At 53.0% G+C, this 13,829-nt stretch carries 12 protein-coding genes; 8 read left to right on the top strand and 4 right to left on the bottom strand.

Annotated elements, in window-relative coordinates; genetic code table 11:
- The first annotated feature begins 59 nt into the window (after positions 1–59).
- The gene (gene dsrB / locus WN53_RS24145; RefSeq protein WP_021180904.1) at positions 60–260 is read left to right on the top strand and encodes a protein DsrB; all 201 of its coding nucleotides are present in this window, start codon (positions 60–62) and stop codon (positions 258–260) included.
- Between the two features lie 188 nt (positions 261–448).
- Here dsrB and rcsA read toward each other — a convergent pair whose 3' ends face one another.
- A complete protein-coding gene (gene rcsA, locus WN53_RS24140; RefSeq protein ID WP_024485578.1) occupies positions 449–1,078 on the bottom strand; it encodes a transcriptional regulator RcsA in 630 nt (209 codons plus the stop codon).
- Positions 1,079–1,766: 688 nt separating this feature from the next.
- Between rcsA and WN53_RS24135 the strand changes: the two genes are divergently transcribed.
- Complete coding sequence (locus tag WN53_RS24135) at positions 1,767–2,504, top strand: GNAT family N-acetyltransferase (RefSeq protein WP_024485577.1); 738 nt, start codon at positions 1,767–1,769, stop codon at positions 2,502–2,504.
- Here the strand turns inward: WN53_RS24135 and WN53_RS24130 are convergent.
- Complete coding sequence (locus WN53_RS24130) at positions 2,458–3,870, bottom strand: pyridoxal phosphate-dependent decarboxylase family protein (protein WP_046808339.1); 1,413 nt, start codon at positions 3,868–3,870, stop codon at positions 2,458–2,460. The genes WN53_RS24135 and WN53_RS24130 overlap by 47 nt on opposite strands.
- A 105-nt stretch (positions 3,871–3,975) precedes the next feature.
- Between WN53_RS24130 and WN53_RS24125 the strand changes: the two genes are divergently transcribed.
- From WN53_RS24125 to mgtA, 3 genes are all read left to right on the top strand, one after another.
- Positions 3,976–4,848: a LysR substrate-binding domain-containing protein gene (locus WN53_RS24125; RefSeq protein WP_024486565.1), complete on the top strand. Its 873-nt coding sequence runs from the start codon at positions 3,976–3,978 to the stop codon at positions 4,846–4,848.
- 475 nt (positions 4,849–5,323) lie between these two features.
- Complete coding sequence (locus tag WN53_RS24120; protein ID WP_021180910.1) at positions 5,324–6,022, top strand: MgtC family protein; 699 nt, start codon at positions 5,324–5,326, stop codon at positions 6,020–6,022.
- A gap of 322 nt (positions 6,023–6,344) precedes the next feature.
- Positions 6,345–9,044: a magnesium-translocating P-type ATPase gene (mgtA, locus tag WN53_RS24115; RefSeq protein ID WP_024486566.1), complete on the top strand. Its 2,700-nt coding sequence runs from the start codon at positions 6,345–6,347 to the stop codon at positions 9,042–9,044.
- A gap of 98 nt (positions 9,045–9,142) precedes the next feature.
- On the opposite strand, the gene WN53_RS24110 is transcribed toward mgtA, so the two are convergent.
- On the bottom strand, positions 9,143–9,970 hold the full coding sequence (locus tag WN53_RS24110; RefSeq protein WP_024486567.1) for an AraC family transcriptional regulator: 828 nt from the start codon (positions 9,968–9,970) through the stop codon (positions 9,143–9,145).
- Between the two features lie 245 nt (positions 9,971–10,215).
- On the opposite strand from WN53_RS24110, the gene WN53_RS24105 reads away from it, so the two are divergent.
- From WN53_RS24105 to sbmC, 3 genes are all read left to right on the top strand, one after another.
- The gene (locus tag WN53_RS24105; RefSeq protein WP_024486568.1) at positions 10,216–10,983 is read left to right on the top strand and encodes a phytanoyl-CoA dioxygenase family protein; all 768 of its coding nucleotides are present in this window, start codon (positions 10,216–10,218) and stop codon (positions 10,981–10,983) included.
- A 185-nt stretch (positions 10,984–11,168) separates the two neighbouring features.
- Positions 11,169–12,011: a tryptophan 2,3-dioxygenase gene (kynA, locus tag WN53_RS24100; protein ID WP_024486569.1), complete on the top strand. Its 843-nt coding sequence runs from the start codon at positions 11,169–11,171 to the stop codon at positions 12,009–12,011.
- A gap of 38 nt (positions 12,012–12,049) precedes the next feature.
- Entirely contained in the window at positions 12,050–12,517 is a 468-nt protein-coding gene (gene sbmC / locus WN53_RS24095; RefSeq protein WP_046808338.1) for a DNA gyrase inhibitor SbmC, read from the top strand.
- A 45-nt stretch (positions 12,518–12,562) separates the two neighbouring features.
- Here sbmC and WN53_RS24090 read toward each other — a convergent pair whose 3' ends face one another.
- Positions 12,563–13,594, bottom strand: a complete 1,032-nt coding sequence (locus tag WN53_RS24090; protein ID WP_024485778.1) for an NADP-dependent oxidoreductase — start codon at positions 13,592–13,594, stop codon at positions 12,563–12,565.
- Positions 13,595–13,829: the final 235 nt, after the last annotated feature.

The raw sequence follows: 13,829 nt of genomic DNA, 5'->3' as shown, positions 1-13,829 counted from the left end.
GTGGGTTCTTTTCGTCAACTGTAATAGACTGATATCCGAGATAAATAACGAGGTAGAGCATGAAAGTTAACGATCTGGTGACGGTAAAGACCGACGGCGGCCCTCGTCGGGAAGGGGTAGTGCTGGAAGTGGAAGTGTTTAATGAAGGCACGATGTATCTGGTGTCACTGGAAGATTACCCGGCGGGCGTGTGGTTCTTCAATGAGATCGATAGCCGCGATGGCACCTTTGTAGAATTGCGCAGTGCTGAACAGGATTAAATCTTTGCCTGCAATTAACAGCTTGCCGCCGGTCTGGCTGGCGGGCTGAAACCTGGCCGCATGGTCATGCGGTGTTGAAAGCCTGCCTAAATACCCGTAGCGGCAGCATTGCCGCTGAAAACGGGCGTTTTTCTGTCGTACTCTACACCACAGCGTTCCGCTGTCGCTTTATTTGGCCGTAATGGCTATTAGCGGCTGTTGACAAAAATGCCGCTGGTAAGCGTGTCGGTCAGGCGGACAACATGGTAGATGATCTGCTTGTTGTGGGTTTTGATCTTTCTTTTGATGTTTCCCTTGTGGGAAGAGACGGTTTTCACCTTGATCTGCATTTGATCTGAGATCTGGATGGTGCCTTGGCCGGACATCCACATGCGCAGCATGTTTGACTCGGTTTGGCTTAGTGTGACAGGTGTCTGATCCAGGGAGCTTTTTTCCGGGCGAACCAGCTTTCTTTCGAGGTAGTGGTTAAGCAACTGGCTCATGGTTTGCGGTTTAATCGATTTTGACGAGATGATAACGTTCTTGCGGACGTATAAATAATCGTCGAAATGTACGTTGGTGATGGCCATGAAAATAAAGAATAAAGTATCGGGATTAAGAGATATCACGCGTTTTATTCTTTCTGTCGCATCCGCTTCATGAATGAAGCAGTCTTCATTCAGAAATACCATATTAGGCTTAAGTTTTGCGCACTTCTCATGCAGACCGTCGATATGATTGACAGCGCTAATCTGACGCTTTTTCAACCCATGCGACGTCAGGTAGTCAGTTAATCCTAATCTAGTGTAACTGCATGAATCCATAATGATTATTGGCATAGAGCCTCCCACTTAAGTCCGTTTCCACGCGGTTATAAAAAGAAAAGCCTGAAGATAAAAGGCTAAAAGTTATAAAAAAATCACATCTTATGAATGCAACTTTCTATCAATAAAACCGGCATGACTCAACGTCTTTTCGAATTATATTTTTAAATCTATCAAAAGCATCAGTTTAGCTTAAGTCGACTTATTATGCTGTGGCGATTTTGCGGCTGGAAATATCACTGGACGCCGGGTAGTCAGCCTTAAATTTGTTGCTAAGGTTAGTTATTTTCATCGTGGTACTATTTTCCGTTAATAAGATGATTCTTAAGGGTAGCTTATGGCTTGCTGTGACGCCAGAGTTGGCGGTCTTTTGACTGATTTTGTTGCTTCTGTTTCATCACCAAACGCCATTAAGTTTGCTTATTCAATTGATTGTATCAATGTATTGGCTCCAATGGTAACGATTCTTAGTTACTTTTATGTACTTGAGGAAGGCGTTTATGAGCGGAATCAAGTCAAAATAAGTAGTTCTGCTAACCATGTGGTCGTTAATTAAATAACTAATGTAAATTATTTCATTTGTTAATGATTGCAGAGTGAATAACTTATCCGCGACATATCGATTTTCCTGACGTATCTTCTTACTGCGCAGAGACAACGAAATGCTGCTAGATGCGATTTCAACTCACGATCAGGAGGACAGGTGGATCACAATCAGTTTGGGCAACCCATTGGTGCAGCGCTTGAGGGCTGGCAACCTGCGGGTGAGCCGGGAAAACAGAGTCTCCAAGGGCGTTTCTGCTGCTTGCAGCCGATGGATATCGCGCGCCGTGCTGATGAGTTGTTTCATGCCTACCAACTGGCGGAAGACGGGCGTGACTGGACCTATTTGTCTAGTGAACGCCCCACGGAGCTGCCTGTTTTCCAGCAGTACTTGCAGCGACAGCTGGCAACCCAGGGTAGAAACACCCTGGCGGTGATCGATGCGACTACCGGTAAAGCGGTCGGCACCTGTGCTTTCTTGAACATCGACCAACCCAACGGGGTGGTCGAGTTGGGGATGATCAACTGGTCACCCTTGATGAAGCGGCGAGCGATGGGGAGTGAAGCCATCTTTCTGATGCTCAAGCACGTTTTTGACGACTTGGGCTTTCGCCGTTGCGAATGGAAATGCGATCGCCTGAATGCCCCCTCTCGCGAGGCTGCACTGCGTATGGGCTTCACCTTTGAGGGGACTTTTCGCCAGGCGATGACCAGAAAGGGGCGCAACCGCGACACGGACTGGCTATCCATCATCGATGGTGAATGGCCGGTATTGCGCGAGGCGTTTACCGCCTGGCTATCGCCGCTGAATATCACAACCGACGGCCAGCAGAAACAACGCCTCGTCACTTTCAGACCTCAGCCCGACAAGCCTGCATTGATGCCAACGCCAAAGTAATATCCTGCTCTTCAGTCATCCAATTCACCAGGGCTGCCCGAATACCCGGTTGGCCTGCATAGCTGGTGGGCGTGCAGCGCACTAAGCCGTGCCGATCCAAACGATCGATGAAGCGGTTGCGTGCGGCAGTGGCATCGCCTGTAACGCCCTTCAGCGCAAAGCACACGATGTTCAGATCCACTGGGGCCAGCAGGCGGAAGCCTTCACTGGCCGCCAATCCGTCACCTAAATATCGCGCTAACGTCACGTTACGCTCGACGATCTCCCGCATACCGCTGCTGCCGTAGGCTTTCAATGCCATCCACAAGGGCAGGGCACGAAAACGCCGCGAGTTCTCGGGCGTCAGGTGCAAATAGTTGTCTGGGCGCAACGTGGGGGCCTCCAGATAGGCCGAGTGATTCTGGAACACCTGCATCTGCAATGCCAGGTGACGGGTAAATTGAATGGCGCTGTCATAAGGGACATTCAGCCATTTATGGGCATCTACGGTGATTGAGTCCGCTTGGTGCCAACCGTCCAGCAGATGGGCCAAGCGGGGAGAACAGGCCGCGATCCCACCAAAGGCGGCATCAACATGTAACCAGAAGGGATAGCGTGCACGTAGTGCCAGCAGGCGGGGCAGATCGTCGAAAACGCCGGTGTTTACCGTGCCTGCGCTGGCGAGCACTATCGTCGGGATATCTGGTGTGGCGGCAAGATGACGCTCCAGCGCTTCGATATCTATAGCTTCGCAATCAGCCTGGCTGGCAATAGACTTTAAAGCATCACGCCCAATACCGAGCATGCTGAGCGCTTTCACGCTGCTGGCATGGGCATTGGCGGAAAGGACCTGAATTGGCCCCAAGGCGGCCAAGCCAAGCTGCGCCACATCGATCCCACGCTGCTGCCCTAACCACTGGCGGCCGATGGCGATCCCGGTGAAGTTGGCCATGGTGGCACCGCTGACAAAGCTACCGCTGAAGTCGGTGGGCAGTTGCAGCAGGGTTTTCAATTGCTCAATCGTTGCCAGTTCGATCGCGGCCGCCACGGTATCATTGCTCAGTTGGCTATTCTGGTCGGCAGTGCTAACCAACCAGTCGGCAGCCAGCGCCGCAGGGGTGCTGCCGCCGGTGACAAAACCAAAGTAACGCGGCCCGGCACTGCCGGAAAGGCCAGCCTCATAGCGTTGCCAAAACTCTTCTAACGCCGCTAATGCCCCGCAACCCTCTTCGGCCAGCCGATCGTCACCGGTTTGCAACTGTTGTTCGGCCAACGGCGGGCATACCGGGCGCTGGCTCAAGCTGGCAAGGAAGCCCTGCGCCAATTGGTTGGTATGGTCAAGTATGCGGGGTAAATCGTCGAGATCCTGCTGCAAACGTGGGTGCATGGTTATGCCTTGGGTTCGGGGTCAATATGTTTGCACTATAGGCGATCCTGATTAGTGCTAATATCGATAAAAAATGACCCTTTTGGATAGCAAGGCTAACCAGCAATGAATGAACGTCTTCCTCTGCATATTTTGCCAACCTTTGTGATCGCTGCCCAGTTGGAGAATTTGCGTGCCACGGCGCAACGCGTCAGCCTGACTCATGGTGCCGTTAGCCAACAAATTCAGCAGCTCGAACAGGCTATTGGCTACCCACTCTTTGACCGCTTCGGGCGTGGGGTACGGCTGAATGCTGCGGGGCGCGAACTGCTGGCGGCAACTGAGCCTGCCTTACTCGCTTTGCAACAGGGCGTTGACCGAGCCAGACGGGTAGCGGTCAGCCAGATGTTGCGCATCAGCGTGCTGCCTTCCTTTGCGCATTACTGGTTGTTGCCCAGATTGGCGGAGTTTCATCGTGCTTGTCCTGGGATCCGGTTGGATATTGACGCCTCGCTGGTGATTCAGGATCTCGGCCGCAAAGGATTCGATGCCGCGATCCGCATTGGTGATGGCCAATGGCCAGGCGTTCAGGCTCAGCGTATCGCCTCAGGAGTGGTGCTGCCGGTAGCGACCCCGGAGCTGGCCAGGCAATGGCAGGAGGCGTTTGATGCTGGAGATCCACAGATCCCGCTGCTTGAGCATGACGTCACTCCCTGGCATAGCTGGTTTAGCACCGTAGGGAGAATTGGCGGTGGGCAACAGTTAGCGCTGTTCAACGATGCAGGGTTACTGCTGCGCGCAGCCGAGCAGGGGTTTGGTATTGCGTTGGTGAAGGCCGTGTTGGCGCAGGATGCGATTACAGCAGGGCGCTTGGTGCCATTGGCGGCTGCGCTGCATTTGAACGATAGCGATGTCTATCTGGTGTGGCCACAAACCGCCGGTTTAACGCCTGAGGTAGCAGCGTTACTGAGCTGGTTACAACAACGGCTCGTAGCGTAGGGGGGCCGCATTGCGGCGCCCGATTAGCTTTCTTATATTATTGTTCCTATAACAGTTATTAAATAAGGGGAATATTCGGTTTAGTCTTCGTTTAATAATATAACCTTTACTTCACAACCTCATGTCACTATACTCCAGCCAAAATCACCGTGGAGAAAACCAATTGGACAGTTGCAGTAGTAGCGAAATAATAAAGGCAAGTTGACCAATCTCCCGTGATTTGTTGCTTGCCGAACACGGCGGGCAGCACCCCTCTCTAGTTATTCCGAGCTGTGCCAACCCGAACATGATTGTTGTCCCCGAGGCGCTTGCGCATTGGGCGTATTGATTCGGATATTATTATGGTATTTAACCATCACCACGGCCTTTTCCCTCCGGGCACTCAAACGCTGACCCGCTGATTAATTATCGGCGCGATTTCGCGTGTGCTTAACAGCACATGATTCAACCTCAATGATTAATTAAGGGGAAGATCATGGCTATGACTCCTTTTATCCTGAATTTATTCCTGGCAATGGGCCTGGGTGCCGTTATTGGTGCCGAGCGTCAATGGCGTCAGCGTATGGCGGGCTTGCGTACCAATTCTTTGGTTGCGACCGGGGCCGCAGTGTTTATCCTGAGCTCTTTTGACACCGAGCCTTCCAGCGCGGGGCGTATTGCGGCGCAGATCGTTTCCGGTATCGGTTTTCTCGGTGCCGGTGTGATTATGCGGGAAGGGCTGAATATCCGCGGCCTGAACACGGCGGCCACCTTGTGGTGCTCTGCGGCCATCGGCGTGCTATGTGGCCTGGGGCAGCATTGGGAAGCCGTCTGCGCCACCCTGGTGATCCTGTGTGCCAATATCCTGCTGCGTGAAGCGGCGCAGCGCATTAACCTGCAACCCCAGCAGCAGGCGGTGGATCTGGAGCTGCGTTATCGCGTCCAGGTCACCTGCGGGGAGCAGGATGAAATCCTGGTTCGCACCCTGATCCTTCAGGCATTGAACGGCGTGGCATTACGTCTGCAATCGCTGCGTAGCGCCGATATTGCCATTCCTGGTCAGTTGGAAGTCTGTGCGGAAATTGTGGCTAATCCGGCCGCGCAAAAAGAGATTGAGGGTATTGTCTGCCGGATTAGTTTAGAACGCAGCGTGAGTGCCGTGCATTGGCGCGTGGCGTCAGAATTACCCGTTTAACGATAAATAACCTTCACCAATAAGGTGATAAGGAGGTGTTATGCAAACTTACCCCAGATACTTTATTTATCCTGCATATACCCGTCGTCTTTCAAGTTGTAGCGTTGTTACCTGCACTTACTCACCCCAGTCACTTACGAAAAGTAAGCTCCTGGGGATGAGTAAGCTTGTCGCCTAGCTACAACTTGAAATCCATAGGGTATGTTAATGGAATAAATATTACGTTAATGAAGTAAAGTAAGTAAATTCCACTTTGTGCATGTTCACCCGTTATTACGGGCGGGGTAACCCTGTGTGCAAAGTAAAAAAAGAGAATAGCGTCATGACCCATATTAAAGAAAATAGCCGCCGCCGTGATAAACAGCGCGAGCCGTATGCCATTGCTCTCGAGGCAAAGAACAGCCTCGATCAAACGTTGGCTAATTTAAACTGTAACCGCATCGGATTAACTCAGGAAGATGCCCAGGAACGTTTGCAGTATTTCGGTAGTAATCAGGTTGCCCATGAGAAGGCACCGCATGCGCTGGTGCAGTTAGTCACCGCGTTTAACAACCCGTTTATCTTTGTGCTGATGGTGCTGGCTGGGATCAGTTTCTTTACTGATTACTGGTTGCCCATGCAAAACGGTGAGGAGACCGATCTTACCGGCGTCATCATTATCCTGATCATGGTTGCGTTGAGTGGTTTGCTGCGTTTCTGGCAGGAATACCGCACCAATAAAGCGGCCGAATCACTTAAATCGATGGTACGTACTACGGCAACGGTGTTGCGCCGTAGTAATTTCAGCACTCAGGCGTTAGCGGTGGAAATTCCCATTCGCGAGTTGGTTCCGGGCGACATTATTCAGCTCTCCGCCGGGGATATGGTACCCGCGGACCTCCGCTTGCTTAGCTCACGCGATCTGTTTATCAGCCAGGCCATCTTGACCGGCGAAGCTATTCCGATCGAAAAATACGATGCCTTGGCCGACGTGAGCCAAAAGTCCAGCGAGATCGATGCCTCCAGCGAAAGCGAACTGCTGGAGTTGGCCAATATTTGCCTGATGGGCACCAACGTGGCCAGCGGAACGGCGACGGCGGTGGTGGTCGCAACCGGTGGCCGCACCTACTTTGGCTCCCTGGCTAAGTCGATCGTCGGTACCCGTTCGCAAACTGCCTTTGACCGTGGAGTAAACAGCGTTAGCTGGCTGCTGATCCGCTTTATGTTGGTGATGGTGCCGATCGTCTTGCTGATTAACGGTTTCACTAAGGGAGACTGGACGGAGGCGGCCCTGTTTGCCTTGGCGGTCGCCGTGGGGCTGACGCCGGAAATGCTGCCGATGATCGTCAGCTCGAACCTGGCGAAAGGCGCAATTGCCATGGCGCGCCGCAAGGTGGTGGTCAAACGGCTGAATGCGATCCAGAACTTTGGCGCGATGGACGTGCTCTGTACCGATAAAACCGGCACCCTGACGCAGGATCGCATCATTCTGGAACATCATCTGGATGTGAATGGCAGCAAGGATAACCACGTGCTGCATTTAGCCTGGTTGAACAGCTTCCATCAGAGCGGCATGAAGAACCTGATGGATCAGGCGGTGATCCGTTTTGGCCAGGGCCAGCCAGGCGTTGAGGCGTTGGGGCGCTACAGCAAGGTTGATGAGCTGCCGTTTGATTTTATACGTCGTCGCTTGTCGATCGTGGTACAGGATGAACAACAGCGCCAACTGCTGATTTGCAAAGGTGCAGTTGAAGAGATGTTGGAGATCGCCACTCACGTCCGTGTCGGGCAGGAGGTGTTGGTGCTTGACGAGGCTCGCCGTGCCGATTTGCAGGCTTTGGCGTGCCAGTATAATGAAGATGGTTTCCGCGTGCTGGTGCTGGCAACGCGAGATCTGGGTCTGGAAGGTTGCACTCTGCCACTGAGCATTGTGGATGAACGCGATCTGGTGATCGAAGGCCTGCTGACCTTCCTCGATCCGCCAAAAGAGAGCGCTCGTGAAGCGATTGCTGCCCTGCAGGAAAATGGCGTAGCGGTGAAAGTGCTGACCGGCGACAACCCGGTAATCACCTGTAAAATCTGCCGTGATGTCGGCCTGGAACCGGGAACTCCGCTCTCCGGCCTGGAGATTGAACAGATGGACGATGCCCATCTGATGCGTGAAGTTGAGCAGCGTACGGTATTCACCAAGCTGACGCCGCTGCAAAAATCACGCGTGCTGAAAATGTTGCAGGCTAATGGCCACACCGTGGGCTTCCTGGGGGATGGCATTAACGACGCCCCGGCGTTACGCGATGCCGACGTGGGCATTTCTGTCGATACAGGTACTGACATCGCCAAGGAATCTGCCGATATCATCCTGTTGGAAAAGAACCTGATGGTGCTGGAAGAAGGGGTGATCAAAGGGCGTGAAACCTTCGGCAATATCATCAAGTATCTGAACATGACCGCCAGCTCCAACTTCGGCAACGTGTTCTCTGTGCTGGTGGCCAGTGCGTTTATTCCGTTCCTGCCGATGCTGGCGATCCACCTGCTGTTACAGAACCTGATGTACGATATTTCCCAGCTTTCCCTGCCGTGGGACAAGATGGACAAAGAGTTCCTGCGTAAACCCCGCAAATGGGATGCCAAGAATATTGGTCGCTTTATGCTGTGGATTGGGCCGACGTCGTCGATTTTCGACATCACTACCTATGCGTTGATGTGGTTCGTGTTTGCCGCCAATAGCGTAGAGCATCAAGCTCTGTTCCAGTCCGGCTGGTTTATTGAAGGATTGCTGTCTCAGACACTGGTAGTGCATATGCTGCGTACCCAGAAGATCCCGTTCATTCAGAGCACGGCGGCGCTGCCGGTGTTGTTGACCACCGGGATTATTATGGCACTCGGTATCTATATTCCGTTCTCGCCGCTCGGGGCATGGGTCGGGTTGCAACCGCTGCCGTGGGAGTATTTCCCTTGGCTGGTGGCCACGCTGGTCAGCTACTGTGTGGTGGCGCAATTGATGAAGCGTTTCTACATCCGCCGCTTTGGCAAGTGGTTCTAATCTACGTTTTAGCCGGGCGTTATGCCCGGCGATAAACCTCAATCGCCCGTTTCTTAGGGGCTGCATCATGCGGCCCCCTACGCCAATCAGCAATATTGCTACATGCTGCGGCAATGCCTGCGGTATTCAGATGGGGAACGATCGGTATGCTTTTTGAATATCCGGCAAAAATAGTTACTGTCGTCGAACCCACAGTTATGAGCGATCTCTTTGATCTTCAGATCATAACCACGCAATAGATTTTTCGCCCGCTCGAGGCGTACCCCGGTGATGTACTCATTGAAACCGACTGGGCCAGATTTTTGGAACAGATGGGACAGATAGTTAGGGGTAATATGAAATCGTTTGGCAACGCCTTCCCGTGTTAACGGCAGCCCGGCGTGGTCATCAAGGTAATCCTGTATGGCCAGCAGCAGTTCCTGGCTTTTACTGACGGTTTGCCCCTGGCCTGCGAGCTGTTCCAGGCAGTGGCTGACCAACCCGGTAAAGATCAGCTGCGAGGTCAAAGCATCAGGTTGCAGCAAAACCTCATTCATCGCTAGTAGCAGGTATGAGCCGACTCTGGGCCCACGCCGTGCAACGTGCTGTTTTTGCGTTTCACACAGCGTTTGCCCGTCCCATCTTTGCAGGCTGAAACCCAGCTTTTGCTTACTGAACAAGATGCTCAGCGTGGTGGCTGGCTGGGTCCATTGCGGAAAACTCCATTTGCCCGCGGGGACATAAAGCACCTGATAGCTGGAGAGCGTGTTATTTGCCAGAGGTAGACACTGATCTTCGACTTCCCCTTCGATCACTATTTCAAGCCGCGGAAAAGGCACGCAGAAGGCCAGGGGCGGGGCGGGAAAAGTGGGTTCAGGGAACCTTACCTGGATCGCATTCTGATGGGCAATCAGCTGTTCAAGCAGGGTAACTAGCGTTTCAGACATCGCGATCTCCAGTGCGCTTCGGCGGTTAACGATGCATTTAGGAATGATGGTAAACCCAAGCGGGCAGCGCAATTAAGGTGTTATTTCCCTGCGTTCAAGGGGCTTTTGCACATTTATGACCCAGGTCACATTTTTGGCTGGCGTACATCTGTGTCCAGTATTTCGTAGTAAAAGCCCCCTGTTTTTGGCCCAGGCTTCCAGTAAATTTGCCGTTATGTTATCAAAAAGTAAATGGAGAAATCATGATGCAGCGTCAATCCGAGATATACCTGGAGGCTTTAGGAGCCGGCATCGAGTTAACGGCACAGATGAAGCAGGAGCTTGATACGTTGGGGTATACCGTGGTGCACAACGTGGCCGATCCTGACTGGCTGGTGGCGATGCGCAATCTTATTGATGAGCTGGTGGAGAAAGAAGGGGATAACCTGGCCATTGAGCACCATCAGGAAGCGACGGCAACGCGCATTGCCAACATGGTGAATAAAGGTGTGGTGTGGGAAAAGGTGTGGTCGCACCCGCTGATCCTGTCTGCCTGCCGCTATATTTTCAACGGTGAGTTCAAGGTATCGAGCCTCAATGCCCGTGAAGCCTTGCACGGTGGCGGCCATCAGCCTCTGCATGCCGACTGGAAAAAACCGCGCCCCGATTTTCCCAAAGTACACCTGGTCAATGCGATATGGGCGATTGATGACTTGAGTGCGGAGAACGGCGCGCCGCGGATTATCGCCGGAACGCACCTGCGGCCGGAACTGCCGGAAGATGTATTGGCCGATCCCGATTTGGCACATCCCGATGAAATTGTTTTTGCAGCCCCTGCCGGTAGCGTAATGATCTACAACGCGCACACCTGGCATGGAGGGACTCAGAACAGAATCGGTACCCGGCGGAGGGTATTGCACGCACTCTATATCGACCGCGCAGATATCGCTCAGCAAGACCAGCGCCGCTGGTTGAAGGAAGAAACGGCTAGCCGACTGACTCCGGCGCAAAAATGGCTGCTGGATGTGCTCTGAATGTTCTGTTTGTATGGGTGCTGCATGCAGCGCCCGTTTAAACCTGATGTCAGTACCAGATCTGCGAGGCAGCTCTCGTTAATTGTTACGTTAATGTTGCCAGTATGAACTATTGTCTTCTCTTCACTTGCTAACCAGCAATGCGCGTCACGTTTGCCAAAAGCGTGAGCGACATGGGAGAGAACATGAATCAGCGGGAACTAGAAAGCGCCATCGTCACCGATTTTTCCAAGCGCATGAGCTACGGTGATTACCTGTGCCTGGATCAACTACTGGATTGTCAGCAGCCACTTTCCAACCCACAGCATCATGATGAAATGCTGTTTGTTGTACAGCACCAGACTTCGGAACTGTGGATGAAACTGATGCTGCATGAACTGCAGGCAGCCAGGACTCTGGTGCAGCAGGATAAGCTCAGCCACTGCTTCAAGATCCTGGCCAGGGTGAAGCAGATCCAGCGCCTGCTGTTTGAACAATGGGCGGTGCTGGAAACGCTGACCCCGTCGGAATATGTGGAGTTCCGTGGTGTGCTGGGTAACTCTTCGGGTTTCCAATCCCATCAATATCGTTCGATCGAGTTTTTGTTGGGTAACAAAAATGCCGCCATGCTGGCCGTCTTCAGCGACGATGCGCCAAAACATGCGGCGCTGAAAGCGATCCTCGAAGCCCCGAGCCTGTATGACGAATTCCTCCGCTACCTTTCCCGCCACGGTCTTGCGGTACCTCAGGCATGCATTGAACGAGACTGGACCCAGCCTTACCAGCGCAATCCAGAGCTGTTACCGGTGTTCAAACTGATTTACGATAATCCGCAAACCTACTGGGCGGCCTACGAAATGGCCGAGAAGCTGGTGGATATCGAGGAAAGCTTCCATCTATGGCGTTTTCGCCATATGAAAACGGTCGAGCGGATCATTGGTTTTAAATCGGGTACCGGCGGCTCCAGCGGCGTTAGTTTCTTGAAGAAGGCGTTAGAACTGACATTTTTCCCTGAATTGCTGGATGTACGAACCGAAATTGGCGCTTGACTCTACTGTTCCGGACATAGGCGAGAAGAGTGATGACAATGGCGGTAAGAATTGAGCAAAAACCGGTAGAAAAGGCCGTTGGCGTGCGGGTTGTGGGGCCTTATGCGCAATCAGTCCCACTGGGTTTTCAGCAACTGATGGCCTGGCAACAACGGCAAGGCATTCCCGTGGGGAAATGGCTGGTACTCTATTGGGACGATCCGAACCAGGTCGCAGCGGAAAACCTGCGTGCCGACGTGGTGTTTACCGTTGCCGATGATTTTGTGCTGCCTGCCGGCAGCGAAAACATGGTGATACAAACCCTGCCCGCAGGAGAGTACGCCGTGTACCGGGTGCGGATCACCGATGGGGATTTCGCCACCCCTTGGCGTAATTTTTACCAGCAACTGTTACCCGCCAGCGGCTATCGGCCGTCTGAGGGCGTTTGCTATGAACATTATCTCAATGATTGCGTGGCTGATGGTTACTTTGATCTGGAGATTTGCCAGTCGGTAACCAAGATCTGAACGTTGCGTAAAGGGTTCAGGGCGCATAGCGCCCTGAACAGAGGATCACTCCTCGGCGACGCGGATAATCAGCTTGCCGAAGTTTTTCCCTTTCAGCAGTCCGAAAAAGGCCTGAGGGGCATTCTCTAACCCGTCGACTACGTCCTCGCGGAATTTGATCTTGCCCTGGCTGACCCATTCCCCCATCTGTTGTAGAAACTCGCCGAAGCTTTCTGCGTAATCATCGAAGATGATAAAACCCTGCATCTTGATGCGTTTACGCAGGATCAGGCCTTGTAACAACGGCAAGCGATCTGGGCCAGGTGGTAACTCGGTCGCGCTGTAATGGGCGATAATGCCACAGACGGGGATACGTGCCTTGGTATTGAGCAAAGGAATAACCGCATCAAACACTGCGCCGCCGACGTTTTCATAGTAAATATCGATGCCCTGGGGGCAGGCTTCCGCCAGTTGGGCCGCAAAGTCGGCCGAGCGGTGATCGATACAGGCATCAAATCCCAGTTCATCCACCACATAGCGGCATTTCTCTGCGCCACCCGCCACACCCACCACGCGGCATCCTTTCAGCTTGGCAATCTGACCTACCACGGAACCTACGGCTCCGCTGGCTGCCGCGACCACCAAGGTTTCGCCCGCCTGTGGCTGGCCGATATCCAGCAGCCCCATATAGGCGGTAAACCCGGGCATCCCTAATACGCCAAGGAGCCGGGAAGGGTGATCCAGTTTGGCGCCCAGATTACGCAGGCCGCTGCCGTCCGACAACGCATGGCTTTGCCACCCATCGTAACCGAGCACCCAATCTCCAACGTTAAAGTCTGGATGTTGTGAGGCCTGCACGCGGGATACTGTGCCGCCGACCATCACTTCGCCTATCTGTACCGGGGGGGCATAAGAGGGCGCATCGCTCATACGGCCACGCATATAGGGATCTAATGAAAGATAAACCGTGCGCAGCAACAACTGCCCTGCTGCGGGCTGAGGGAGGGGGTTGGTTTCGAGGCGGAAATTGTCTGCCTGCGGTTCCCCGTGAGGGCGTGAAGCTAAAACAAAACGGCGGTTATGCGCTTGCTGAGACATCGATGACTCCTTGGCGACGGTGTTGAACGAAAGGCGTTCAGGTACTGGCTAGTCTAGTTAATCTGTCGCAGTGGAAAATAGCGTTATGTGCGCACTTATGCGATAACGTAAAAAGCGTAGCGGGAACCGTGTTGAAAAGTATTGCGTAATAGTTGCGGTGACGGAATGCTCGTTGAACACTTTCTTATATCGTGATGAAAAATAACGACCGAAATCTTGTTGTTAACCATAGGTA

Source organism: Serratia fonticola, assembly GCF_001006005.1.
Taxonomy (GTDB): domain Bacteria; phylum Pseudomonadota; class Gammaproteobacteria; order Enterobacterales; family Enterobacteriaceae; genus Chania; species Chania fonticola.
This window is presented reverse-complemented; position numbering and strand designations above follow the sequence as displayed.

Excerpts from the sequence above, each read along its gene's own strand:
- dsrB (WP_021180904.1), top strand. The coding sequence starts at position 60 with ATGAAAGTTAACGATCTGGTGACGGTAAAGACCGACGGCGGCCCTCGT.
- rcsA (WP_024485578.1), bottom strand. The coding sequence starts at position 1,078 with ATGCCAATAATCATTATGGATTCATGCAGTTACACTAGATTAGGATTA.
- WN53_RS24130 (WP_046808339.1), bottom strand. The coding sequence starts at position 3,870 with ATGCACCCACGTTTGCAGCAGGATCTCGACGATTTACCCCGCATACTT.
- WN53_RS24125 (WP_024486565.1), top strand. The coding sequence starts at position 3,976 with ATGAATGAACGTCTTCCTCTGCATATTTTGCCAACCTTTGTGATCGCT.
- WN53_RS24120 (WP_021180910.1), top strand. The coding sequence starts at position 5,324 with ATGGCTATGACTCCTTTTATCCTGAATTTATTCCTGGCAATGGGCCTG.
- mgtA (WP_024486566.1), top strand. The coding sequence starts at position 6,345 with ATGACCCATATTAAAGAAAATAGCCGCCGCCGTGATAAACAGCGCGAG.
- WN53_RS24110 (WP_024486567.1), bottom strand. The coding sequence starts at position 9,970 with ATGTCTGAAACGCTAGTTACCCTGCTTGAACAGCTGATTGCCCATCAG.
- WN53_RS24105 (WP_024486568.1), top strand. The coding sequence starts at position 10,216 with ATGCAGCGTCAATCCGAGATATACCTGGAGGCTTTAGGAGCCGGCATC.
- kynA (WP_024486569.1), top strand. The coding sequence starts at position 11,169 with ATGAATCAGCGGGAACTAGAAAGCGCCATCGTCACCGATTTTTCCAAG.
- sbmC (WP_046808338.1), top strand. The coding sequence starts at position 12,050 with ATGGCGGTAAGAATTGAGCAAAAACCGGTAGAAAAGGCCGTTGGCGTG.
- WN53_RS24090 (WP_024485778.1), bottom strand. The coding sequence starts at position 13,594 with ATGTCTCAGCAAGCGCATAACCGCCGTTTTGTTTTAGCTTCACGCCCT.